General features: G+C 66.1%; 12 protein-coding genes, 1 tRNA gene and 3 rRNA genes. 3 read left to right on the forward strand and 13 right to left on the reverse strand.

What is annotated here, in order from left to right:
• Nucleotides 1-139 precede the first annotated feature (139 nt).
• Nucleotides 140-5,650 (reverse strand): HAMP domain-containing protein, encoded by a 5,511-nt coding sequence (locus OG758_RS17275; protein ID WP_326710850.1) that lies wholly within the window; start codon nucleotides 5,648-5,650, stop codon nucleotides 140-142.
• A gap of 325 nt (nucleotides 5,651-5,975) precedes the next feature.
• Between OG758_RS17275 and OG758_RS17280 the strand changes: the two genes are divergently transcribed.
• Complete coding sequence (locus tag OG758_RS17280) at nucleotides 5,976-8,600, forward strand: SpoIIE family protein phosphatase (RefSeq protein WP_382060551.1); 2,625 nt, start codon at nucleotides 5,976-5,978, stop codon at nucleotides 8,598-8,600.
• A 52-nt stretch (nucleotides 8,601-8,652) separates the two neighbouring features.
• Here OG758_RS17280 and OG758_RS17285 read toward each other — a convergent pair.
• The 8 genes from OG758_RS17285 to thyX all read right to left on the reverse strand — a co-directional run bounded on the left by OG758_RS17285 (nucleotide 8,653) and on the right by thyX (nucleotide 18,958).
• Nucleotides 8,653-8,725 (reverse strand) — tRNA-Thr (locus tag OG758_RS17285).
• 85 nt (nucleotides 8,726-8,810) lie between these two features.
• Nucleotides 8,811-9,473, reverse strand: a complete 663-nt coding sequence (locus OG758_RS17290) for a DegT/DnrJ/EryC1/StrS family aminotransferase (RefSeq protein WP_266569136.1) — start codon at nucleotides 9,471-9,473, stop codon at nucleotides 8,811-8,813.
• A gap of 114 nt (nucleotides 9,474-9,587) precedes the next feature.
• Nucleotides 9,588-9,704: ribosomal RNA gene (gene rrf, locus OG758_RS17295) — 5S ribosomal RNA — on the reverse strand.
• An 89-nt stretch (nucleotides 9,705-9,793) separates the two neighbouring features.
• A 23S ribosomal RNA gene (locus OG758_RS17300) occupies nucleotides 9,794-12,916 on the reverse strand.
• 317 nt (nucleotides 12,917-13,233) lie between these two features.
• A 16S ribosomal RNA gene (locus tag OG758_RS17305) occupies nucleotides 13,234-14,760 on the reverse strand.
• Together the 16S, 23S and 5S rRNA genes form the textbook arrangement of a ribosomal RNA operon.
• 528 nt (nucleotides 14,761-15,288) lie before the next feature.
• Nucleotides 15,289-16,974 carry a ribonuclease J gene (locus OG758_RS17310; RefSeq protein WP_326710852.1) on the reverse strand — a complete coding sequence of 562 codons (1,686 nt, stop codon included), beginning with the start codon at nucleotides 16,972-16,974 and terminating at the stop codon, nucleotides 15,289-15,291.
• Nucleotides 16,975-17,109: 135 nt separating this feature from the next.
• A complete protein-coding gene (gene dapA / locus OG758_RS17315) occupies nucleotides 17,110-18,009 on the reverse strand; it encodes a 4-hydroxy-tetrahydrodipicolinate synthase (RefSeq protein WP_326710853.1) in 900 nt (299 codons plus the stop codon).
• A 208-nt stretch (nucleotides 18,010-18,217) separates the two neighbouring features.
• Nucleotides 18,218-18,958, reverse strand: coding sequence for an FAD-dependent thymidylate synthase (gene thyX, locus OG758_RS17320; protein ID WP_100595173.1), 741 nt, complete (start codon nucleotides 18,956-18,958; stop codon nucleotides 18,218-18,220).
• Between the two features lie 256 nt (nucleotides 18,959-19,214).
• Between thyX and OG758_RS17325 the strand changes: the two genes are divergently transcribed.
• Complete coding sequence (locus tag OG758_RS17325; protein ID WP_326710854.1) at nucleotides 19,215-19,454, forward strand: hypothetical protein; 240 nt, start codon at nucleotides 19,215-19,217, stop codon at nucleotides 19,452-19,454.
• A gap of 103 nt (nucleotides 19,455-19,557) precedes the next feature.
• Nucleotides 19,558-20,118, forward strand: a complete 561-nt coding sequence (locus OG758_RS17330) for a PH domain-containing protein (protein WP_326710855.1) — start codon at nucleotides 19,558-19,560, stop codon at nucleotides 20,116-20,118.
• Nucleotides 20,119-20,190: 72 nt separating this feature from the next.
• On the opposite strand, the gene OG758_RS17335 is transcribed toward OG758_RS17330, so the two are convergent.
• From OG758_RS17335 to OG758_RS17350, 4 genes are read right to left on the reverse strand one after another with little or no spacing between them, the layout of a single operon-like run.
• Entirely contained in the window at nucleotides 20,191-20,643 is a 453-nt protein-coding gene (locus OG758_RS17335) for a hypothetical protein (protein ID WP_326710856.1), read from the reverse strand.
• An 8-nt stretch (nucleotides 20,644-20,651) separates the two neighbouring features.
• The gene (dapB, locus tag OG758_RS17340) at nucleotides 20,652-21,407 is read right to left on the reverse strand and encodes a 4-hydroxy-tetrahydrodipicolinate reductase (protein ID WP_326710857.1); all 756 of its coding nucleotides are present in this window, start codon (nucleotides 21,405-21,407) and stop codon (nucleotides 20,652-20,654) included.
• 36 nt (nucleotides 21,408-21,443) lie between these two features.
• Entirely contained in the window at nucleotides 21,444-22,823 is a 1,380-nt protein-coding gene (locus OG758_RS17345) for a M16 family metallopeptidase (RefSeq protein ID WP_266674804.1), read from the reverse strand.
• Complete coding sequence (locus tag OG758_RS17350) at nucleotides 22,820-25,036, reverse strand: polyribonucleotide nucleotidyltransferase (RefSeq protein WP_326710858.1); 2,217 nt, start codon at nucleotides 25,034-25,036, stop codon at nucleotides 22,820-22,822. Before OG758_RS17350 ends, OG758_RS17345 begins: the two co-directional genes overlap by 4 nt.
• Nucleotides 25,037-25,144: the final 108 nt, after the last annotated feature.

The following is a 25,144-nucleotide window of genomic DNA, read 5'->3' on the forward strand; positions in this document are numbered from 1 at the left end:
GCCACACCCTGTCACCGCGATGTCACTGTGCACGTAGCACAAACGCAGTGGGAGACCAGAAGGTTCCCCGAATACCGCAGCTCTACACGGCTTCGGCCACACTCGGTCTACAACTGCTCAGCAACGCACACCTACCCGGTCACTCCCCGCGCATCCACTGCTCCATCACCGTAAGCAGATGATCCGGATCGACCGGCTTCGTGACGTAGTCGGAGGCCCCGGACTCGATGGCCTTCTCCCGGTCGCCCTTCATGGCCTTCGCCGTGAGCGCGATGATCGGCAGCCCGGCGAACTGCGGCATCCTGCGGATCGCCGTCGTCGTCGCGTAGCCGTCCATCTCCGGCATCATGATGTCCATCAGGACGACCGTCACGTCGTCGTGCTGTTCGAGGACCTCGATCCCCTCCCGGCCGTTCTCGGCGTACAGCACGGACAGGCCGTGCTGCTCCAGGACGCTGGTGAGCGCGAAGACGTTACGGATGTCGTCGTCGACGATGAGCACCTTCTCGCCACCGAAGAGGAACGTGCGTCGCTCCTGCGGCGCCCCTTCCTGACCGGTGCCCGCCCACTGCTCCTGGGCGCGCTCCTGCGCAGGCGCCGCCGGCCCCTGCTGCCCGGGCTGTCCCGGCAGCGCCGGCCGCTTTTCGGGCGCGGCCACCTGCCTGCGGCGCCGCCTGAAGAGCGCGGCGGGACCGTGCTGGGTGTCCTGGTACGACCTGACCTCCGGCGGCATCGACGCCTCGGGCGGCATGACCTCCATCGGCACGGCGTGCATCCCCGGCTCGATGGTGGGCGCGAGCTGCGGGTAGCCCTGCGGCGGCAGTTCGCTCGCGTGCAGCGGCATGTACAACGTGAACGTGGAGCCACGCCCGGGCTCGCTCTGCGCGTGGATCTCACCACCGAGCAGCCGCGCGATCTCACGGCTGATGGACAGGCCGAGGCCCGTACCGCCGTACTTGCGGCTCGTCGTCCCGTCGGCCTGCTTGAACGCCTCGAAGATCACCCTCATCTTGCCGGCCGCGATGCCGATACCGGTGTCGGTCACGGAGAAGGCGATCAGGTCGCCGTCCGCCTCCCGCAGGGAGCCCGCCTCCAGGAGCTGCTCACGGATGGCGTCGGGCACGTCCGCGCCCGCCGGCCTGATGACCAGCTCGACGGCTCCGGAGTCGGTGAACTTGACCGCGTTGGACAGCAGGTTGCGCAGCACCTGGAGCAGGCGCTGTTCGTCCGTGTGGAGCGTCGCGGGCAGTTCGGGCGAGACCCGTACGGAGAAATCGAGGCCCTTCTCTGCGGTCAGCGGGCGGAAAGTGGCCTCTACGTAGTCGACGAGTTGCACCAGAGCGATGCGGGTCGGCGACACGTCCATCTTGCCCGCCTCGACCTTCGACAGGTCGAGGATGTCGTTGATCAGCTGGAGCAGGTCGGAACCGGCGCCATGGATCGTCTCGGCGAACTCGACCTGCTTCGGGGTCAGGTTCGAGTCCGCGTTGTCGGCGAGCAACTTGGCCAGAATCAGCAGGGAGTTGAGCGGCGTACGCAGCTCGTGCGACATGTTCGCCAGGAACTCGGACTTGTACCGCATGGAGACCGCGAGCTGCTCGGCGCGCTCCTCCAGGACCTGCCGGGCTTCTTCGATCTCGGTGTTCTTGACCTCGATGTCGCGGTTCTGCTGGGCGAGCAGCTCGGCCTTCTCCTCCAGCTCCGCGTTGGACTCCTGGAGCGCCTTCTGACGGTTCTCCAACTCCGCGGACCGTTCCCGCAGTTGCTCGGTGAGCTCCTGCGACTGCTTGAGCAGCACCTCCGTCTTCGTGTTGACGGAGATGGTGTTCACACTCGTCGCGATCATCTCGGCGATCTGGTTCAGGAAGTCCTTCTGGATCTGCGTGAACGGCTGGAACGTCGCCAGTTCGATCACACCGAGAACCGTCCCCTCGAAGAGCACCGGCAGCACGATGACGTGTGCGGGCGGCGCCTCCCCGAGCCCGGAAGCGATCTTCAGATACCCCTGCGGCACGTTCTCCACGAGGATCGCGCGCTTCTCCTGGGCCGCGGTCCCGATGAGCGTCTCACCGGGCCGGAACGAGGTCGGCATGGACCCCATCGAGTAGCCGTAGCTTCCGAGCATGCGCAGCTCGTACGCGTCCTCGGGCGCGGAACCGGCCTCGGCCTCGTCCGTCGGCAGCGCCAGGAAGAACGCGCCGTGCTGGGCGGAGACGACCGGCGTCAGCTCGCTCATGATCAGCGAGGCCACGTCCTCCAGGTCGCGGCGGCCCTGCATGAGGCCGGAGATACGGGCGAGGTTGCCCTTCAGCCAGTCCTGCTCCTCGTTGGCCACCGTGGTGTCGCGGAGGTTGGAGATCATCTTGTTGATGTTGTCCTGCAGGGCCTGGATCTCGCCCGCCGCGTCGACGTCGATCTTGAGGTTCAGGTCGCCACGGGTCACCGCCGTGGCGACGGCCGCGATGGCGCGCACCTGACGGGTCAGGTTCCCGGCCATCTCGTTCACGGACTCGGTCAGGTCGCGCCAGGTGCCGTCGACGTCGCGCACGCGGGCCTGACCGCCCAGCTGGCCCTCCGTACCCACCTCACGGGCGACCCGGGTCACCTGCTCGGCGAACGACGACAGCTGGTCGACCATCGTGTTGATGGTCGTCTTGAGTTCGAGGATCTCGCCCCGGGCGTCGATGTCGATCTTCTTGGTCAGGTCGCCCTTGGCGATGGCGGTCGTGACCATCGCGATGTTGCGGACCTGTCCGGTCAGGTTCGACGCCATGCCGTTCACGGACTCGGTGAGGTCCTTCCACGTACCGGAGACTCCCGGTACGCGGGCCTGCCCGCCGAGGATGCCGTCGGTGCCCACCTCGCGGGCCACGCGGGTCACCTGGTCGGCGAACGAACTCAGCGTCGTCACCATGGTGTTGACCGTGTCGGCGAGCTGCGCGACCTCGCCGCGCGCCTCGACCGTGACCTTCTTGGTGAGGTCGCCGCTGGCGACGGCCGCCGCGACCTGCGAGATGTTGCGCACCTGGCTGGTCAGATTGTTGGCCATCAGGTTGACGTTGTCGCTGAGGTCCTTCCAGATGCCCGTGACGCCCCGCACGCGCGCCTGACCGCCCAGCTGGCCCTCCGTACCCACCTCACGGGCCACGCGGGTCACCTGCTCGGCGAACGACGACAGCTGATCCACCATCGTGTTGACGGTCGTGACGAGTTCGAGGATCTCGCCCTTCGCGTCGACGGTGATCTTCTTGGACAGATCGCCGCGGGCGACGGCCGTGGTGACCTCGGCGATGTTGCGCACCTGAAGGGTCAGGTTGTTGGCCATGCCGTTCACGGACTGCGTGAGGTCCTTCCAGGTGCCGGAGACACCCTGCACCTCGGCCTGCCCGCCGAGGATGCCCTCCGTGCCCACCTCGCGCGAGACCCGCGTGACCTGCTCGGCGAAGTTCGAGAGCTGGTCCACCATCGTGTTGAGGGTGTTCTTCAGCTCCAGGATCTCGCCGCGCGCGTCCACGTCGATCTTCTGCGACAGGTCACCCCGCGCCACCGCCGTGGCGACCTGCGCGATGTTGCGCACCTGGGCGGTGAGGTTGCCGGCCATGCCGTTCACGGAGTCGGTCAGGTCGCGCCACACACCGGCGACGCCGGGCACCTGCGCCTGACCGCCGAGCCGGCCTTCCGTACCCACCTCACGGGCCACCCGCGTCACCTGGTCGGCGAACGCGGAGAGCTGGTCGACCATCGTGTTGATGGTGTTCTTGAGTTCGAGGATCTCGCCGCGCGCGTCCACGTCGATCTTCTGCGACAGGTCACCCCGCGCCACCGCCGTGGTCACCTGTGCGATCTGCCGCACCTGCGAAGTCAGGTTCCCCGCCATGAAGTTGACGGAGTCGGTGAGTTCCTTCCAGGTGCCGGACACGCCGTCGACCCGCGCCTGACCGCCGAGCCGGCCCTCGGTGCCCACGTCGCGCGCCATGCGCGTCACCTGGTCGGCGAACGAGGACAGCTGGTCCACCATCGTGTTCACGGTGTTCTTCAGCTGGAGCATCTCGCCGGACACGTCGACGGTGACCTTCTGCGAGAGGTCGCCGTTCGCCACCGCCGTCGTCACCTGCGCGATGTTGCGGACCTGGCCCGTCAGGTTGCGGAAGGCCGTGTTGACGGAGTCCGTCAGGTCCTTCCACGTGCCGGCCGCGCCCTGCACGTGCGCCTGGCCGCCCAGCTCACCCTCGACACCGATCTCCCGCGCCACGCGGGTGACTTCGGAGCCGAACGCGGACAGCTGGTCCACCATCGTGTTGACGGTGTTCTTGAGCTCGAGCATCTCGCCGGCGACGTCGACGGTCACCTTCTGCGAGAGATCACCGTTCGCCACCGCCGTCGTGACGGTCGCGATGTCGCGCACCTGCGTGGTCAGGTTCCGGAAGACAGTGTTCACCGAATCGGTGAGGTCCTTCCACGTCCCCGCCGCACCCGGCACATTCGCCTGTCCGCCGAGCTGCCCTTCCGCACCGACCTCGTTGGCCACGCGCGTGACCTCGTCGGCGAACGTGCGCAGCGTCTCGGTCATCTGGTTGATCGTCTCGGCGAGCTGGGCGACCTCGCCGCGTGCCGACACCGTCACCTTCTGCGACAGATCACCGTTGGCGACCGCCGTCGTGACCTGCGCGATCCCGCGCACCTGGGCCGTCAGGTTGCCGGCCATAAGATTTACGGAATCGGTGAGGTCCTTCCACACACCCGCCACACCCGGCACCTGCGCCTGGCCGCCGAGCTCGCCCTCCGTGCCCACCTCGCGGGCCACTCGGGTCACCTCGGAGGAGAAGGACGACAGCTGGTCCACCATCGTGTTGACGGTGTTCTTCAGTTCGAGCATCTCGCCCGCGACGTGAACCGTGACCTTCCGGGAGAGATCGCCCTTGGCCACCGCGGTCGTCACGAGAGCAATGTCACGCACCTGAGCCGTCAGCCGGTACGCCATGGTGTTGACCGAATCCGTGAGGTCCTTCCACGAACCGGACATACCGCGCACCCGGGCCTGGCCACCCAGCTTGCCCTCCGTGCCCACCTCGCTGGCCACCCGCGTGACCTCGTCGGTGAACGTCGACAGCTGGTCCACCAGGTTGTTGACGGTGCGTCCGACCTTGAGGAACTCGCCCCGCAGCGGATGACCGTTGCCGTCCGGCACCTGCGAACGCAGCTCCATGCGCGGCGACAGATCGCCCTCCGCGACCGCCGTGAGCACCCGTCCGACCTCCGAGACCGGACGTACGAGGTCGTCGACCAGGGCGTTCGAGGCGTTGATCGCCGCAGCCCAGGAGCCCTCACAGGCGCCCGTCTCAAGCCGCTCGGTGAGCTTTCCCTCACGCCCGACCATCCGCCGCACCCGCGACAGCTCGCCGGTGAGGTGCAGGTTCCGGTCCGCGACCTCGTTGAAGACCGCCGCGATCTCGGCCATGAGGCCGTCGCCCGACACCGTGAGGCGCTTGCGGAAGTTACCGTCCCGCATCGCCACAAGACCGGCGAGCAGTCTGTTCAGGGCAGCGGTGTCCACCGCTGTGGTCCCATCGCGCGGTTTACGCTGTTTCGCCAGGGACTGTCCGCCCTTTGCGCGCGTATTCGTGCCTCGCGACGCTGCGCCAGACTCCACTGTGTCCCTCCCGCAAGGGTCGGCCGTACTGCTCGGATTGCTCGGGTTCTCTTCGGAAGCGTGCCCAGTGTTTCACCATGGCAGAACCAGGCCATAACAGTTCGGCAGCTTCGCACACCGTCCGCACACCCTCCGGGCGGAAACACAAGCGACCGGCATCCGCATGGACGGCGAAGGTAAGTAACCTTGCATGCGGCTGTCCACCCACCCCGGTCCGCCCGGCCAGGGCGGTGGCACGAGGACGACGGGCATCGGAGGGGGCGGCCGCGCCATGAGTTCGGGAGACATGGGCGTCGAGACTCGTATGACTGATACAGGGAGTTCTGTGATCACCGCGCGCGCGGCTGCCACCTTCGACCCCGTCGGGCGGTCCGTCGCGACCGCCCGCGCCTTTGTGCGCGACACCCTCCAGGGGTGGGGCTTCCCCGACATCATCGACGACGCGGTCGTCCTCACCAGTGAACTCGTGACGAACGCCGTCGTGCACGCCGGCACCTCCGCCGAGGTCCTGTGCCTGCGCACCGACGACGGCGTACGCGTCGAGGTCGCCGACCGCTATCCGGAGCGCGAGATCCCGCTCCAGCAGTCCGCGATCAACATGGGTAACCCCGACCGCGAGGGCGGCCGCGGCCTCCAGCTCTGCGCAGCCCTCGCCGCCCGCTGGGGCGTCGACTACACGCCGACGCACAAACTCGTCTGGTTCCAACTCGCCCTTCCCCAGCGCTCGGTGGGCACCCGCACCGCGGGCCCCGCCCTCCCCATCGACCTCCTCCCGCTGGCCGACAGCAGAGTGCGGGTCGCCGTCATCCAGATCGACCGCACCGGAGCCGTCGCCGCCTGGAGCGAGGACGCGGAACACCTCTTCGGATACGTCGCCGAACAGGTCATCGGTAAACCCCTCACCGACTTCGCGGCCTGGCCGCACACTCCCGGCACGAGCACGGGAATCGCTGACGCGCTGCAGTTCTCGCGCTGGGAGGGCAGCTACGGCATCCGCGGCGCCGACGGCCGCGTGACGCCCGTCTACGCCTCCCACCTGCGCGTCCGCGATGCCGACGGCGATCCCTCCACGGTCTGCCTGCTCGTACGCGACCACGAGCGCGCCGTCCTCCAGACCCCGCTGCGCGGCCAGACCACCTCGGAGAGCGGCACCCTGTCCGAGGGCAACGCGTCCGACCCGTTCGAGGTCTTCATCGGCTCACCCGCCCCTGACGACCTCGACGGCCTGCTCCAGCGCACGGTCGAACGCGCCCGCGACATGCTCGACGGCGACTCCGCCTTCCTGCTCCTCGCGACCGATGACGAGACCGAGCTGGAGGTCCGCGCCTCCACGGGCCTTCCGTCGGCCCGTCAGCGCTTCGCCCGCGTCCCTGTGGAGGTGGGCCCCGGCCGCTACGGCTCGGCCCGCATGCCGGCCGTCCACGAGGACCTCACGGTCGTCCCCGGCGCCGTCCCCCTCCTCAACGGCACGGGCATGCGCTCGGTCGTCACGGTCCCGCTCAAGGTCGAGGGCCGCCTCACCGGCTCCCTCGGCGTCGCGGCCGAGGCACCCGACCGCTACTCGAACGAGGAGGCCCTGCGTCTCCAGTTCGCCGCCGACCGCATCGCCCTGGCCGTCGAGTCGGCCCGCCTCGGCGAGCTCGAAAAGCTCCGCCGCGGCTCCCTCAGCTTCCTCGTCGAGGCATCCGACCTCCTCGCCGGCACCCTCGACCGCGACCAGACCCTGGCGCTCATGGCCCAGATGACGGTCCCGACGCTCGCCACCTGGTGCGCCGTCTACACGATCGCCGACCAGTCCTCGGAGCCGTACCTCTCGTACGTCCTGCACGAGGACGAGGAGCGCATCGACGGCGTCAAGGCGCTTCTCTCCAAGATCGCCCCACCTGACCCGGTCCCCACTCCCGGAGCCCGCGTCTGGGCGGCACCCGCCGAAGCGGCCCACCAGGCGGCTCTACGGACGTCCAAGCGCAGTCTCGGCCTCGGCGCACCGGCGAGCGTCAGCTCGGGCATCGGCACGACGCTCGCCACGGCCTCCGCGGTCGGCGGCGAGACGGTCGTCCTCCCCCTGGTCGCCCGCAACCGTGTCATCGGCATGCTCACGCTCGGCAAGCCGTCCGACGAACACTTCCGCCAGGAAATCCTGGAGCTGGCCGAGGACTTGAGCCGCCGTGCCGCCCTCGCCCTGGACAACGCGCGCCTCTACTCGGAGCGCATGGCCATCAGCCAGTCCCTCCAGCGAAGCCTGCTTCCACCGGAGCTCCCGCACATCCCGGGCGTCGAGGTCGAGGTCATCTACCGCGCGGCCGGCGAGGGAAACGAGGTGGGCGGCGACTTCTACGACCTCTTCCCGATCCGCGACGGCGCCTACGGCTTCGCCATCGGCGACGTCTGCGGTACAGGACCGGAGGCCGCAGCGGTCACCGGCCTGGCCCGGCACGCCCTGCGCCTCCTGGCCCGCGAAGGCTTCGGCGGCCCAGCGGTCCTGGAGCGTCTGAACGCCGCGATCCTCGACGAGGGCGCCCGAAGCCGCTTCCTCACGCTCCTCTACGGCGAGTTGTGGCCGCAGGAGGACGGCTCGGCGGTCCTGAAGATGGTCTGCGCCGGCCACCCGCTCCCCCTCCGCCTGCGCCAGGACGGCACGGTCGAGCCGTACGCGGAGCCGCAGCCGCTCCTCGGCGTCATGGAGGACCTGGAGCTCTACGAGCAGACGATGACGCTCGACCCGGGCGATGTCCTCCTCTGTGTCACGGACGGCATCACCGAACGCCGGGAAGGCACCCGCATGCTGGGCGACGACGGCCTGGCGGACGTCCTGACGACCTGTACGGGCCTGACGGCCGGCGCGGTGGCGGCCCGCATCATGCGCGCGGTCGAGCGTTTCGCGTCTGACGCCCCTTCGGACGACATGGCCATCCTGACCATGCGCGTCCCGGAACTCCAGAAGGACTGAGAGCCCCAACGCAAAAGGCCCCCGCCCGAAAGGGCGGAGGCCTTTATGTCTGAGCCCCCAAGCGGAATCGAACCGCTGACCTTCTCCTTACCATGGAGACGCTCTACCGACTGAGCTATAGGGGCCTGTTGCTCTCCCGGGGTTTCCCCCGCAGCAACGGAATTAAGCATACCCGAACTTCAGCTCGGTTCTCACCGCCCCGCCCGCGCGTCAGAAAGCGGGCTGCAGCAGCCCACCGAGCGCATTGCACGCGGATACCACCTTGTGGAGCTCGCGCCGCGACAGCGTGGCACTGACGGGCAGCGCCAGCGTCTCGTCGGCGGCCCGCTCCGTCTCCGGCAACGCGACGTCACGCCGGAACTGCGGCAGCCGGTGCACGGGCGTCTTCACCGGCACGCGGCAGTCAATTCCCCTGGCCCGTATGGCATGTGCGAAGGCGTCCCGGTCGGGCCGCCCGTTGCCGGGCACCCGGACGACGTACTGCTGGTAGGTGTGCCGCTCGCTCCCGGCGGGCGTCCGTACGCCACTGAGCCTCGCGTTCAGATAGCCGGCGTGCGCCCGCCGCTTGGCGAGCCCGTCGTGCGCCTGCTCCGACTCGCCCTGCTCCAGGACGAGAAGCCCGCGCCGCCCACCGATCTCCCGGAGCCGCGCCACATCGGCCGGCTGCCCGAAGCGGTGTACGGCGATGATCGCCGCGGTGTGCGCGCTGACGCCGGCCTCGACCGATGCGGGGGCGAGGCAGTACGTGTCCGGATCTATGTCCGCGAACACCGGCCTGGCACCGGCCAGTTCGACGGCCTCCGCGACCTCGACGTTCCCGTAGGCGGGCACGATGACCTCGTCACCGGTTCCGATACCGGCGGCCCTCAGCATTGCAACTGTCCCCATGACACGGGATGTTGGCCGCACAACGTGAACGACAAGTGACGCAAAACAAAAAAGAGCTGGTCCCTGAACCGAAGTTCAGGGACCAGCTCTATAAAAGGAGTTCGGCGGCGTCCTACTCTCCCACAGGGTCCCCCCTGCAGTACCATCGGCGCTGTGAGGCTTAGCTTCCGGGTTCGGAATGTAACCGGGCGTTTCCCTCACGCTATGACCACCGAAACACTATGAAACTGTCAACCGCACCACGCTCTGTGACAAACGTGGGGTTGTTCGTGGTTTCAGAACCAACACAGTGGACGCGAGCAACTGAGGACAAGCCCTCGGCCTATTAGTACCAGTCACCTCCACCCGTTACCGGGCTTCCAGATCTGGCCTATCAACCCAGTCGTCTACTGGGAGCCTTAACCCCTCAAGGGGGTGGGAATACTCATCTCGAAGCAGGCTTCCCGCTTAGATGCTTTCAGCGGTTATCCTTTCCGAACGTAGCCAACCAGCCATGCCCTTGGCAGGACAACTGGCACACCAGAGGTTCGTCCGTCCCGGTCCTCTCGTACTAGGGACAGCCCTTCTCAATATTCCTACGCGCGCAGCGGATAGGGACCGAACTGTCTCACGACGTTCTAAACCCAGCTCGCGTACCGCTTTAATGGGCGAACAGCCCAACCCTTGGGACCGACTCCAGCCCCAGGATGCGACGAGCCGACATCGAGGTGCCAAACCATCCCGTCGATATGGACTCTTGGGGAAGATCAGCCTGTTATCCCCGGGGTACCTTTTATCCGTTGAGCGACGGCGCTTCCACAAGCCACCGCCGGATCACTAGTCCCGACTTTCGTCCCTGCTCGACCCGTCGGTCTCACAGTCAAGCTCCCTTGTGCACTTACACTCAACACCTGATTACCAACCAGGCTGAGGGAACCTTTGGGCGCCTCCGTTACTCTTTAGGAGGCAACCGCCCCAGTTAAACTACCCATCAGACACTGTCCCTGATCCGGATCACGGACCCAGGTTAGACATCCAGCACGACCAGAGTGGTATTTCAACGACGACTCCCCCTGAACTGGCGTCCAGAGTTCAAAGTCTCCCACCTATCCTACACAAGCCGAACCGAACACCAATATCAAACTGTAGTAAAGGTCCCGGGGTCTTTCCGTCCTGCTGCGCGAAACGAGCATCTTTACTCGTAGTGCAATTTCACCGGGCCTATGGTTGAGACAGTCGAGAAGTCGTTACGCCATTCGTGCAGGTCGGAACTTACCCGACAAGGAATTTCGCTACCTTAGGATGGTTATAGTTACCACCGCCGTTTACTGGCGCTTAAGTTCTCAGCTTCGCACACCCGAAAGTGCACTAACCGGTCCCCTTAACGTTCCAGCACCGGGCAGGCGTCAGTCCGTATACATCGCCTTACGGCTTCGCACGGACCTGTGTTTTTAGTAAACAGTCGCTTCTCGCTGGTCTCTGCGGCCACCCCCAGCTCGAGGAGCAAGTCCTCTCACCAGTGATGGCCCCCCTTCTCCCGAAGTTACGGGGGCATTTTGCCGAGTTCCTTAACCATAGTTCACCCGAACGCCTCGGTATTCTCTACCTGACCACCTGAGTCGGTTTAGGGTACGGGCCGCCATGAAACTCGCTAGAGGCTTTTCTCGACAGCATAGGATCATCCACTTCACCACAATCGGCTCGGCATCAGGTCTCAGGCACATGCTGTCCGGATTTACCTGGACAACGCCCTACACCCTTACCCCGGGACAACCACCGCCCGGGCTGGACTACCTTCCTGCGTCACCCCATCACTCACCTACTACAAGTCTGGTCCGTCGGCTCCACCACTTTCCTTTCCCCGAAGGGTCCGGAACGGCTTCACGGACTTAGCATCGCCTGATTCAATGTTTGACGCTTCACAGCGGGTACCGGAATATCAACCGGTTATCCATCGACTACGCCTGTCGGCCTCGCCTTAGGTCCCGACTTACCCTGGGCAGATCAGCTTGACCCAGGAACCCTTAGTCAATCGGCGCACACGTTTCTCACGTGTGTATCGCTACTCATGCCTGCATTCTCACTCGTGAACCGTCCACAACTCGCTTCCGCGGCTGCTTCACCCGGCACACGACGCTCCCCTACCCATCACGATCCCCGTTGGGGGTATATATCGCAATGACACGACTTCGGCGGTACGCTTGAGCCCCGCTACATTGTCGGCGCGGAATCACTAGACCAGTGAGCTATTACGCACTCTTTCAAGGGTGGCTGCTTCTAAGCCAACCTCCTGGTTGTCTGTGCGACTCCACATCCTTTCCCACTTAGCGTACGCTTAGGGGCCTTAGTCGATGCTCTGGGCTGTTTCCCTCTCGACCATGGAGCTTATCCCCCACAGTCTCACTGCCGTGCTCTCACTTACCGGCATTCGGAGTTTGGCTAAGGTCAGTAACCCGGTAGGGCCCATCGCCTATCCAGTGCTCTACCTCCGGCAAGAAACACACGACGCTGCACCTAAATGCATTTCGGGGAGAACCAGCTATCACGGAGTTTGATTGGCCTTTCACCCCTAACCACAGGTCATCCCCCAGGTTTTCAACCCTGGTGGGTTCGGTCCTCCACGAAGTCTTACCTCCGCTTCAACCTGCCCATGGCTAGATCACTCCGCTTCGGGTCTTGAGCGCGCTACTGAATCGCCCTATTCGGACTCGCTTTCGCTACGGCTTCCCCACACGGGTTAACCTCGCAACGCACCGCAAACTCGCAGGCTCATTCTTCAAAAGGCACGCAGTCACGACGCAAGGAACAAGTTCCTTGCGCGACGCTCCCACGGCTTGTAGGCACACGGTTTCAGGTACTATTTCACTCCGCTCCCGCGGTACTTTTCACCATTCCCTCACGGTACTATCCGCTATCGGTCACCAGGGAATATTTAGGCTTAGCGGGTGGTCCCGCCAGATTCACACGGGATTTCTCGGGCCCCGTGCTACTTGGGTGTCTCTCAAACGAGCCGCTGATGTTTCGACTACGGGGGTCTTACCCTCTACGCCGGACCTTTCGCATGTCCTTCGCCTACATCAACGGTTTCTGACTCGTCTCACAGCCGGCAGACTGTGAAAGAGAGATCCCACAACCCCACATGCGCAACCCCTGCCGGGTATCACACGCATATGGTTTGGCCTCATCCAGTTTCGCTCGCCACTACTCCCGGAATCACGGTTGTTTTCTCTTCCTGCGGGTACTGAGATGTTTCACTTCCCCGCGTTCCCTCCACATACCCTATGTGTTCAGGTATGGGTGACAGCCCATGACGACTGCCGGGTTTCCCCATTCGGAAACCCCCGGATCAAAGCCTGGTTGACGGCTCCCCGGGGACTATCGTGGCCTCCCACGTCCTTCATCGGTTCCTGGTGCCAAGGCATCCACCGTGCGCCCTTAAAAACTTGGCCACAGATGCTCGCGTCCACTGTGCAGTTCTCAAACAACGACCAACCACCCGTCACAACCCACCGAAGCAGATTTTTACCGGGGCCGGCACTGAAGGCGACCGATTCGGCCGTACCTTCAGACACCCAACAGCGTGCCCGACCCGGTCCCGCCCGGAGATCATGCTTTCCACGCCCCGAAGAGCAGTACTCACAGCCTCCGACCCGTGAACCCGGTCGAATAGTCAACGTTCCACCCTTGAGCAACCACCGTCGGACATTTGCCGACGAAATGGCTCTTGGACCACCAGGTGAAACCCGGCAGCCAAAGTGCTCCTTAGAAAGGAGGTGATCCAGCCGCACCTTCCGGTACGGCTACCTTGTTACGACTTCGTCCCAATCGCCAGTCCCACCTTCGACAGCTCCCTCCCCACAAGGGGGTTGGGCCACCGGCTTCGGGTGTTACCGACTTTCGTGACGTGACGGGCGGTGTGTACAAGGCCCGGGAACGTATTCACCGCAGCAATGCTGATCTGCGATTACTAGCAACTCCGACTTCATGGGGTCGAGTTGCAGACCCCAATCCGAACTGAGACAGGCTTTTTGAGATTCGCTCCGCCTCGCGGCATCGCAGCTCATTGTACCTGCCATTGTAGCACGTGTGCAGCCCAAGACATAAGGGGCATGATGACTTGACGTCGTCCCCACCTTCCTCCGAGTTGACCCCGGCAGTCTCCTGTGAGTCCCCATCACCCCGAAGGGCATGCTGGCAACACAGAACAAGGGTTGCGCTCGTTGCGGGACTTAACCCAACATCTCACGACACGAGCTGACGACAGCCATGCACCACCTGTATACCGACCACAAGGGGGCACCATCTCTGATGCTTTCCGGTATATGTCAAGCCTTGGTAAGGTTCTTCGCGTTGCGTCGAATTAAGCCACATGCTCCGCTGCTTGTGCGGGCCCCCGTCAATTCCTTTGAGTTTTAGCCTTGCGGCCGTACTCCCCAGGCGGGGAACTTAATGCGTTAGCTGCGGCACCGACGACGTGGAATGTCGCCAACACCTAGTTCCCACCGTTTACGGCGTGGACTACCAGGGTATCTAATCCTGTTCGCTCCCCACGCTTTCGCTCCTCAGCGTCAGTAATGGCCCAGAGATCCGCCTTCGCCACCGGTGTTCCTCCTGATATCTGCGCATTTCACCGCTACACCAGGAATTCCGATCTCCCCTACCACACTCTAGCCTGCCCGTATCGACTGCAGACCCGGGGTTAAGCCCCGGGCTTTCACAACCGACGTGACAAGCCGCCTACGAGCTCTTTACGCCCAATAATTCCGGACAACGCTTGCGCCCTACGTATTACCGCGGCTGCTGGCACGTAGTTAGCCGGCGCTTCTTCTGCAGGTACCGTCACTTTCGCTTCTTCCCTGCTGAAAGAGGTTTACAACCCGAAGGCCGTCATCCCTCACGCGGCGTCGCTGCATCAGGCTTTCGCCCATTGTGCAATATTCCCCACTGCTGCCTCCCGTAGGAGTCTGGGCCGTGTCTCAGTCCCAGTGTGGCCGGTCGCCCTCTCAGGCCGGCTACCCGTCGTCGCCTTGGTGAGCTTCTACCTCACCAACAAGCTGATAGGCCGCGGGCTCATCCTGCACCGCCGGAGCTTTCAACCCCCTCCCATGCGAGAGGGGGTGTCATCCGGTATTAGACCCCGTTTCCAGGGCTTGTCCCAGAGTGCAGGGCAGATTGCCCACGTGTTACTCACCCGTTCGCCACTAATCCACCCCGAAAGGCTTCATCGTTCGACTTGCATGTGTTAAGCACGCCGCCAGCGTTCGTCCTGAGCCAGGATCAAACTCTCCGTGAATGTTTTCCCGTAATCGGGACTACACCACGAGAGCGGAACCGTCGGGAGGAATAATCCCCACGATTCACTGCGTCCTCGCTAGTGCGCCTCACCCCGGTGTCGGAGTGAGGACTTTTCCAAAGGAACCTCCAACCCACCAAAGGTGGGCCGGGGTTGTCAATCTGGCGTTGACTTTTGGCACGCTGTTGAGTTCTCAAGGAACGGACGCTTCCTTTGTACTCACCCGAGAGACTCTCTCAAGCTTTCCTCCGGGCAGTTTCCCTTCGGTCTTGCGTTTCCGACTCTATCAGACTCTTTCGTGTCCGATTTCCTCGGTGCCTTTCAGGTTTCCGCTCCGGCCTTTCGGCTTTCCGCGTTTCCCTTTCCGGCGGTTCCGACTTTATCAGAGATTCTGAGTCGGAATTTCCGGCCCACTCGGGGAGTTCCAATCGGGCACGTGAGTGCGCCGGGTTCCCCTTGGGCGGAGCCGTAAACCTACTGGAGCGGGGCGCCTCGATGCAAATCGCGGCGCCCCGCTCCTCAGGTGCTTCAGACCTCTACGACGACCGGGAGGATCATCGGGCGTCGGCGGTAGGTGTCGGAGACCCACTTGCCCAGCGTGCGGCGGATGAGCTGCTGCAGCTGGTGGGGTTCGACGACACCGTCCTGGGCCGACTTGTCCAGGACTTCCTGGACCCGCGGCATGACGGCGCTGAACGCCGAATCGTCGATGCCGGAGCCACGCGCCTGGATGGTCGGGCCGCTGGTGATCTTGCCGGTGCTGGAGTCCACCACCACGAAGACCGAGATGATGCCCTCGTCACCGAGGATCTTGCGGTCCTTGAGCGCGGGTTCGCCGACGTCGCCGACCGAGAGGCCGTCCACATAGACGTAACCGGCCTGGACCTTGCCGACGATCTTGGCCTTGCCCTCGACGAGATCGACGACGACGCCGTCCTCGGCGATCACGATGCGGTCGTGCGGGACGCCGGTGAGGGCGCCGAGCTCGGCGTTGGCGCGCAGGTGGCGCCATTCGCCGTGGACCGGCATCAGGTTCTTCGGCTTGCAGATGTTGTAGAAGTACAGCAGCTCGCCGGCCGAGGCGTGGCCCGAGACGTGGACCTTGGCGTTGCCCTTGTGGACGACGTTCGCGCCCCAGCGGGTCAGGCCGTTGATGACGCGGTAGACCGCGTTCTCGTTGCCCGGGATCAGGGACGACGCCAGGATTACCGTGTCGCCGGAGACGATCCGGATCTGGTGGTCGCGGTTGGCCATGCGGGACAGCGCGGCCATCGGCTCGCCCTGCGAGCCGGTGCAGACGAGGACGATCTCGTTGTCCGGGAGGTCGTCGAGCGTCTTGACGTCCACGACCAGGCCCGGCGGGACCTTCAGATAGCCGAGATCACGGGCGATGCCCATGTTCCGCACCATCGAGCGGCCGACGAAGGCGACCCGGCGGCCGTACTCGTGGGCGGCGTCCAGGATCTGCTGGATGCGGTGCACGTGGCTGGCGAAGGAGGCGACGATGATGCGCTTCTGCGCGCCCGCGAAGACGCCGCGGATCACGTTCGAGATGTCGCGCTCGGGCGGGACGAAGCCCGGGACCTCGGCGTTCGTCGAGTCGGTGAGGAGAAGGTCGATGCCTTCCTCGCCGAGCTTGGCGAACGTGGGGAGGTCGGTGAGGCGGCGGTCCAGCGGGAGCTGGTCCATCTTGAAGTCGCCCGTGTGGACCACCATGCCGGCCGGCGTGCGGATGGCTACCGCGAGCGCGTCAGGGATGGAGTGGTTGACCGCCACGAACTGGCAGTCGAAGGGGCCCAGGCGTTCGCGGTCGCCCTCGGCGACCTCGAGCGTGTACGGGCGGATGCGGTGCTCCTGGAGCTTCGCCTCGATGAGGGCGAGCGTCAGCTTGGAGCCGATCAGCGGGATGTCCGGCTTCTCGCGCAGGAGGTACGGAACGCCGCCGATGTGGTCCTCGTGGCCGTGCGTGAGCACGATGCCGTCGATGTCGTCGAGGCGGTCCCTGATGGACGTGAAGTCCGGCAGGATCAGGTCGATACCGGGCTGCTCCTCCTCGGGGAAGAGCACGCCGCAGTCGACGATGAGCAGACGGCCGTCGTACTCGAAGACCGTCATGTTGCGGCCGATCTCACCGAGGCCGCCGAGCGGGGTGACGCGCAGGCCACCCTTCGGGAGCTTCGGCGGGGCGCCGAGTTCAGGATGCGGATGACTCAAAAGACTCTCCTGACCACGCGCGCCACGTACCTGTAAGGCACGTGGCGCGCGTGACGTTCGTGCAGTAGCAGTTGTCTTGTGTAGGTGCAGGAGCTGTGTCCTGCGGTCGTGCCTATTCAGTTGTGAAGTCTGTGTTTAGAGCTGCACCCCGCCGGCGGCGAGATCGATCTTGAGCTGGGCGGTCTCGTCGGGCGTCAGCTCCACGAGGGGCAGGCGCAGCGGTCCGGCGGGCTGACCCTGGAGGGCGAGTGCCGCCTTGGTCGTGATGACGCCCTGTGTGCGGAACATGCCGGTGAAGACCGGGAGCAGCTTCTGGTGGATCTCGGTGGCCTTCTGCACGTCGCCGCTGACGAACGCGTCGAGCATGGCGCGCAGCTCGGGGGTGACGACGTGGCCGACGACGGAGACGAAGCCGACCGCGCCCACGGAGAGCAGCGGCAGGTTGAGCATGTCGTCGCCGGAGTACCAGGCAAGGCCGGAGCGGGCGATGGCCCAGCTGGCGCGGCCGAGGTCGCCCTTGGCGTCCTTGTTGGCGACGATGCGCGGGTGCTCGGCGAGACGGACGATCGTCTCGGTGTTGATGGGTACGCCGCTGCGGCCCGGGATGTCGTACAGCATCACCGGCAGTTCGGTGGCGTCGGCGATCGCGGTGAAGTGCCGCAGGAGGCCTTCCTGCGGGGGCTTGTTGTAGTACGGCGTCACCGTGAGCAGACCGTGCGCTCCGGCCTTTTCGGCGGCGCGGGCGAGCTCGATGCTGTGGTGGGTGTCGTTCGTACCGACGCCTGCGATGACGTGGGCGCGGTCGCCCACCGCCTGTCGTACGGCTCGTACGAGATCCGTTTTCTCCGCGTCGCTGGTGGTCGGGGACTCGCCGGTGGTGCCATTGACGACGAGTCCGTCGTTGCCTGCGTCCACCAGATGGGCGGCGAGTCGCTGCGCGCCGTCGAGGTCAAGTGCGCCGTCCGCCGAGAGCGGCGTGACCATTGCGGTGAGGACCCGCCCGAAGGGGGTCTGCGGAGTGGAGGTCGGAGCCATGGGTAATACGCTACTCGCTGCTCAGCGCGCGGTCCCCCCTCGGGGGATGCCAGGAGGTGTGGCGGGGATGGATCCCGGCACTGCCTGCTCGGGGGTTCAAGCAGTGCCGGGTCCGTTTGATCAGGCTAGATGAACTTTCCGAAATGCCGCAATACGGACACTTCACACGGCTGAACCGTACATCTGTGCCGCATCCACGCTTCTCCGGCTAAGGAGCGACGCGACCGTTCCCGTTGAACGCGGCGTAGGTGAGCGGCATGAGCTTGGCCCACTCCGCCTCCATCTTCTCGCCGACCATCTCGATCTCCCGCTGCGGGAAGGACGGGACCTTGGCCAGCTCGTGCTGGGTACGCAGGCCGAGGAAGTGCATCAGGGAGCGCGCGTTGCACGTCGCGTACATCGAGGAGAAGAGGCCTACCGGGAGGACCGAACGGGCCACCTCGCGGGCGACGCCAGCGGCGAGCATCTCCTGGTACGCCTCGTACGCCTGGCGGTACGAGTCCTCCATCACGCGCCCGGTGAGCTCCTGCTGGCCCTGCGTGCCCTCGACGAACTGGTACTTGCCGGGGCGGCCCTGCTGCACCAGCTTGCGGGATGCCTCCGGGACGTAGAAGACCGGCTGGAGCTCCCTGTAGCGGCCCGATTCCTCGTTGTACGACCAGCCCGCGCGGTGACGCATGAACTCGCGGAACACGAAGATCGGGGCGTTGATGAAGAACGTCATCGAGTTGTGCTCGAAGGGGCTGCCGTGACGGTCCCGCATCAGGAAGTTGATCAGGCCCTTGGAGCGCTCCGGGTCCTTGGTCAGCTCGTCGAGGGACTGCTCTCCCGCGGTGGAGACGCGGGCGGCGAACAGCACGTCGGTGTCGCTCGCGGTGTGCTTGACCAGCTCGACCGTCACGTCGCCGCGGAAGGTCGGCTTGAGGTCGTCAGCAGGGGTTTCGGTCACGGTTCGAGGGGTCCTTCCATCACTTCGCTCGGGCGGCGCCCACTCTACGGGCAGGCACTGACAACGGGGCATTCGGTCGTGCCTCGCGACATTCCGATCCGAACATCGCCGAACTTCAGTGAATTCGGCGAAACAGGGCACCTTTTGGTGCATCCGTGCGTCTGTATGGGTAACGGGGCGGTTCGTTCGCCGCTCTCCGCGCTCTCAGCGCTTCGATGACCTGAACGTTCGATCTTGACGAGGAGAAGCAGTACCTATGTTCCGTCGGCGCGAGCCAGTTCCGTTCGCCTTCATCGCCGAAGCCGACAAGTTCCGCAGTAACGTCACTGCACCCCCGCGCGAACGCGCGTCGGCCGGCCAGATCGCAGGTCGCTCGCTCGTCGGTCTCACCGTCGTCGCCGGGCTCGTGGGCGCTCTGCTCCTGGGGATGCCCGCCCTGTCGTCAGGTCAGGCACCGGCGCACACGCAGCACTCCGAAGCGTCCGACGGCCGCTGACGCCTCTGCTCCGTCCGGCCCCCAAGGGTGGAAGGCGGGCGCACGCCTAGGTAGCCTCACCGGGCACAGCCCGAATACAGCGTGGATTGAGTGAGGACCAGTCGTGCCCCTGCCCTTCCTGACGGCCGACCGCGCTTTTGACGAGGTGGCCGACGATGTCGCGCTGCCTTTCGACGATCGCGACCAATGGCGGCGTCCCTACCGGCCGGGGCCGTGGCGCGTGGGATTCGCCGCGCTGCTCCTGCTGCTCGCCTCGTACGTCATGTTCGCCGCGGTGATCATCGCCTTCACGGGTGGTCTCGGCGGCGGCGCGGTGTGCGGCATCATCGCCCTGCTCATCATCGGGGCGGCCCTGCGCCTGCTGCGGGTGGGTACGTGGGTGAGCGCGCACGGCCTGCGCCGTGTGGCCTTCTTCCAGACCCAGACGGTCCCGTGGGCCCAGGTCGTGACGGTCCGTACCGTCCAGCAGCCGGTCCGCTGGCTCGGACTCCCCCGGACGGTGCAGGGGCAGGCGCTGCTCCTCGTACGGCGGGACAAGGCCGATGAGAGGTCCGCCCTGGTCACCAGCCACGGTGCGGACTTCCTCGCGCGGACCGAGGCCTTCGACCGGGCTTCGGACGCCATCGAGGTGTGGGCCGAGGAGTACCGGCCGCACCAGGCCTGAACCAGGCATACGTGAAGGGCCGCGCCGGATCACCGGCGCGGCCCTTCACGCGTACTCGGGACGCACGCGTCCTCAGGCGGTGACCGTCCTGCCCTCATGGAGCGCGATGGCGCGCTGCATCGCCTTGCGGGCGCGCGGGGTGTCCCGGGCGTCGCGGTAGGCCACGGCGAGGCGGAACCAGCAGCGCCAGTCCCCCGGTGTGTCCTCGGTCTCCGCCTTGCGCCGGGCGAAGACCTCGTCGGCGGAGTCGCGGTCGATGCGGCCGTACTGGTCACGGCGCAGCTCGTCCACGGGCAGGCCGCCCTCGGCCTCCAGGAGCTCGGCGAGACGGTTCGCCTTGCGGACGAACTGGGTGTTGGCCCAGAGGAACCAGAGGCCGATCGCAGGCAGGATCAGCACGGCCACGCCGAACGTGACGGTGAGCAGGGTGCCCTGCTCGATGAGGAGCAGGCCACGACTGCCGACCAGGACGAAGTAGAAGACCAGGACGAGGGCGGTGACGAGGTAGGTGAGCTTTGCGCGCATGAGGTCCGTCAGACGTTCAGGTCGAGGAAGTGTTCCAGGCCGAAGGTGAGGCCGGGAGTGGTCACGACGCGGCGGGCGCCGAGCAGGATGCCCGGCATGAAGCTGCTGTGGTGCAGCGAGTCGTGGCGGATGGTCAGCGTCTCGCCCTCGCCGCCTAGGAGGACCTCCTGGTGGGCGAGGAGGCCGCGCATGCGCACGGAGTGGACCGGGACCCCGTCGACGTCCGCGCCGCGGGCGCCTTCGAGAGCGGTGGCCGTGGCGTCCGGCTGAGGGGCGCTGCCGGCCTTCTCGCGGGCCGCCGCGATGAGCTGCGCCGTACGGGCGGCCGTGCCGCTGGGCGCGTCCACCTTCTTCGGGTGGTGCAGCTCGATGACCTCGACGGACTCGAAGTACGGCGCCGCCGCCTCGGCGAACTTCATGGTGAGGACGGCCCCGATGGAGAAGTTCGGGGCGATGAGCACACCGGTCCGCGGGGAGTCCGCGAGCCAGGTGGTGAGCTTGGCGAGGCGGTCGTCGGTCCAGCCGGTGGTGCCGACGACGGCGTGGATGCCGTGGCGTACGCAGAAGTCGAGGTTGTCCATCACCGAGTCGGGCGTGGTCAGTTCGACCGCGACCTGGGCGCCGGACTCGGCGAGGGTCTCCAGCTTGTCGCCCCGGCCGAGGGCCGCGACCAGTTCCATGTCGTCGGCGGCCTCGACGGCCCGTACGGCCTCGGAGCCGATGCGGCCCCCGGCGCCGAGGACCGCCACGCGCAGCTTGCTCATCTTCTTCGTTCCTTACGCGAGTTGCGAACGGGTGGGCTATGCCACCGCTTCGTGCAGGCGCGCCGCCTGCTTGTCCTTGAGCGGGCCGATGACCGACAGCGAGGGGCGCTGCCCCAGGATGTCGCGGGCCACCGCGCGCACCTCGTCGGGGGTGACCGAGGCGATCTCCTCCAGCATGTCGCTGACGGACATCTGCTCGCCCCAGCAGAGCTCGCTCTTGCCGATGCGGTTCATGAGCGCGCCGGTGTCCTCGAGGCCGAGGACCGTGGAGCCGGAGAGCTGGCCGATGGCGCGGCCGATCTCGTCGTCGGACAGACCGTGCTCCGCGACGTGGGCGAGCTCGTCGCGGCAGATCTTGAGCACGTCGTGGACCTGGCTCGGCCGGCAGCCCGCGTAGACCCCGAAGAGGCCGCAGTCCGCGAAGCCCGAGGTGTACGAGTACACGCTGTAGGCGAGGCCGCGCTTCTCCCTGACCTCCTGGAAGAGGCGGGACGACATGCCACCGCCCAGGGCGGTGTTGAGGACGCCCATGGCCCAGCGGCGCTCGTCGGTGCGGGCGAGGCCCGGCATGCCGAGGATGACGTGGGCCTGCTCGGTCTTGCGGCCGAGGAGCTCCATGCGGCCCGCTGCGCGCACGGGCTTGCGGCCGTCACGCGGGGCCATGGGGACGGCGTCGGTGCGCGTGAGGGCACCGGCCTTCTCGAAGGCGGCACGTACCTGGCGTACGACCTTGTTGTGGTCGACGTTGCCCGCGGCCGCGACGACGAGGTGCGTCGGGTCGTAGTGCTTCTTGTAGAAGCGGGCGATCTGGCCGCGGTTCAGCGCGTTGATCGTGTCGACCGTGCCGAGGACCGGGCGGCCGAGCGGGGTGTCGCCGAGCATGGTGTGCGCGAACAGGTCGTGCACGCAGTCGCCCGGGTCGTCCTCCGTCATGGCGATCTCTTCGAGGATCACGCCGCGCTCGGCGTCGACGTCCGCCTCCTCGATGAGGGAGCCGGTCAGCATGTCGCAGACGACGTCGATCGCGAGGGGGAGGTCGGTGTCGAGCACGCGCGCGTAGTAGCACGTGTACTCCTTCGCCGTGAAGGCGTTCATCTCGCCGCCGACCGCGTCGATCGTCGAGGAGATGTCGAGGGCGCTCCGGCGGGAGGTGCCCTTGAAGAGGAGGTGCTCGAGGTAATGCGTCGCGCCGTTCAACGTGGGGGTCTCGTCGCGGGAGCCGACGTTCGCCCAGATCCCGAAGGTCGCGGAGCGTACGGAGGGCAGCGTCTCGGTGACGATCCGCAGACCGCCGGGGAGGGTGGTCCTGCGGACCGTACCGATGCCGTTCTCGCCCTTGATCAGGGTTTGGGTACGGGCGACGGCCCGCGCCTCCGAGGAGGTGCGGGCCGTCGCCTTGGAGCTACGGGACGTCACTTGTCGGTGTCGTCCTTCGTCTCGTCGCCCTCTTCGCCCTCGACGACGGGGATGAGGGAGAGCTTGCCGCGGGAGTCGATCTCGGCGATCTCGACCTGGACCTTGGCACCCACGCCGAGAACGTCCTCGACGTTCTCCACGCGCTTGCCGCCGGCCAGCTTGCGGATCTGCGAGATGTGCAGCAGGCCGTCCTTGCCCGGGAGCAGGGACACGAACGCACCGAAGGTCGTCGTCTTCACGACGGTGCCCAGGTAGCGCTCGCCGACCTCCGGCATGGTCGGGTTGGCGATCGAGTTGATCGTGGCGCGCGCGGCCTCGGCCTGCGAGCCCTGCTGGGCACCGATGTAGATGGTGCCGTCGTCCTCGATCGTGATGTCGGCGCCGGTGTCCTCCTGGATCTGGTTGATCATCTTGCCCTTCGGGCCGATGACCTCACCGATCTTGTCCACGGGGATCTTGACCGTGATGATCCGCGGGGCGTTCGGGGACATCTCGTCCGGCGTGTCGATCGCTTCCATCATCACGTCGAGGATGTGGAGGCGGGCGTCGCGGGCCTGCTTGAGGGCCGCGGCCAGGACGGAGGCCGGAATGCCGTCCAGCTTGGTGTCGAGCTGGAGAGCGGTGACGAAGTCCTTGGTGCCGGCGACCTTGAAGTCCATGTCACCGAAGGCGTCCTCCGCACCGAGGATGTCGGTGAGGGCGACGTAGTGCGTCTCGCCCTTGATCTCCTGGGAGATCAGGCCCATGGCGATACCGGCGACGGGAGCCTTCAGCGGCACACCGGCGTTCAGCAGCGACATGGTGGAGGCGCAGACCGAGCCCATGGACGTCGAGCCGTTGGAACCGAGGGCCTCGGAGACCTGACGGATCGCGTACGGGAACTCCTCGCGCGTCGGCAGGACCGGCACGATGGCGCGCTCGGCGAGCGCGCCGTGGCCGATCTCGCGGCGCTTCGGGGCGCCGACGCGGCCCGTCTCGCCGACCGAGTAGGGCGGGAAGTTGTAGTTGTGCATGTAGCGCTTGCGGGTCACCGGGGAAAGGGTGTCCAGCTGCTGCTCCATACGGAGCATGTTGAGGGTGGTGACGCCCAGGATCTGGGTCTCGCCACGCTCGAAGAGCGCCGAGCCGTGCACGCGCGGGATGGCCTCGACCTCGGCGGCGAGCGTACGGATGTCCGTGACGCCACGGCCGTCGATGCGGACCTTGTCCTTGATGACGCGCTCGCGGACCAGGGACTTCGTCAGCGCGCGGTACGCCGCCGAGATCTCCTTCTCGCGGCCCTCGAACTGCGGGAGCAGCTTCTCGGCGGCCAGACCCTTGACGCGGTCCAGCTCGGCCTCGCGGTCCTGCTTGCCGGCGATGGTGAGCGCCTGGGCGAGCTCGGTCTTGACGGCGGCCGTCAAGGCCTCGAGCACGTCGTCCTCGAAGTCGAGGAAGATCGGGAACTCGCCGGTCGGCTTGGCGGCCTTGGCGGCCAGCTCCGACTGGGCCTTGCAGAGCACCTTGATGAAGGGCTTCGCGGCCTCGAGACCGGCGGCGACGACCTCTTCGGTCGGCGCCTGGGCGCCGCCCTTGACGAGCTCGATGGTCTTCTCGGTGGCCTCGGCCTCGACCATCATGATCGCGACGTCGCCGTCATCGAGGACGCGACCGGCGACGACCATGTCGAAGACGGCGTCCTCGAGCTCGGTGTGCGTCGGGAACGCGACCCACTGGCCCTTGATCAGCGCGACACGGGTGCCGCCGACCGGGCCGGAGAAGGGCAGGCCGGCCAGCTGCGTGGAGCAGGAGGCGGCGTTGATGGCGACCACGTCGTACAGGTGGTCGGGGTTGAGCGCCATGACCGTCTCGACGACCTGGATCTCGTTGCGAAGGCCCTTCTTGAAGGACGGACGCAGCGGGCGGTCGATGAGGCGGCAGGTCAGGACCGCGTCCTCGGAGGGACGGCCTTCACGGCGGAAGAAGGAGCCGGGGATCTTTCCGGCCGAGTACATCCGCTCCTCGACGTCCACCGTGAGGGGGAAGAAGTCGAGCTGGTCCTTGGGCTTCTTGGAAGCGCTCGTGGCCGACAGCACCATGGTGTCGTCGTCCAGGTACGCCACGGCGGAGCCGGCGGCCTGACGGGCCAGACGGCCCGTCTCGAAGCGGATGGTGCGGGTGCCGAAGGTGCCGTTGTCAATGACGGCCTCGGCGTAGTGGGTCTCGTTCTCCACTAGCGTTTTCTCCGTTACTTTTCGTCTTTTGTCCCGTTCCGCCCGTGTGGCGGAGGGACGGGGCCGGAGAAGCGCGCCTTGTGTGCGGGCCGGTCTTCGATCGAAGCA

This window comes from Streptomyces sp. NBC_01474, assembly GCF_035918215.1.
In the GTDB taxonomy this organism is placed as follows: domain Bacteria; phylum Actinomycetota; class Actinomycetes; order Streptomycetales; family Streptomycetaceae; genus Streptomyces; species Streptomyces aureus.

Bases quoted from the DNA above. Each gene is read 5' to 3' on its own strand.
- OG758_RS17290 (WP_266569136.1), bottom strand. From the start codon at position 9,473: ATGCTGAGGGCCGCCGGTATCGGAACCGGTGACGAGGTCATCGTGCCC.
- dapA (WP_326710853.1), bottom strand. From the start codon at position 18,009: ATGGCTCCGACCTCCACTCCGCAGACCCCCTTCGGGCGGGTCCTCACC.
- OG758_RS17325 (WP_326710854.1), top strand. From the start codon at position 19,215: ATGTTCCGTCGGCGCGAGCCAGTTCCGTTCGCCTTCATCGCCGAAGCC.
- OG758_RS17335 (WP_326710856.1), bottom strand. From the start codon at position 20,643: ATGCGCGCAAAGCTCACCTACCTCGTCACCGCCCTCGTCCTGGTCTTC.
- dapB (WP_326710857.1), bottom strand. From the start codon at position 21,407: ATGAGCAAGCTGCGCGTGGCGGTCCTCGGCGCCGGGGGCCGCATCGGC.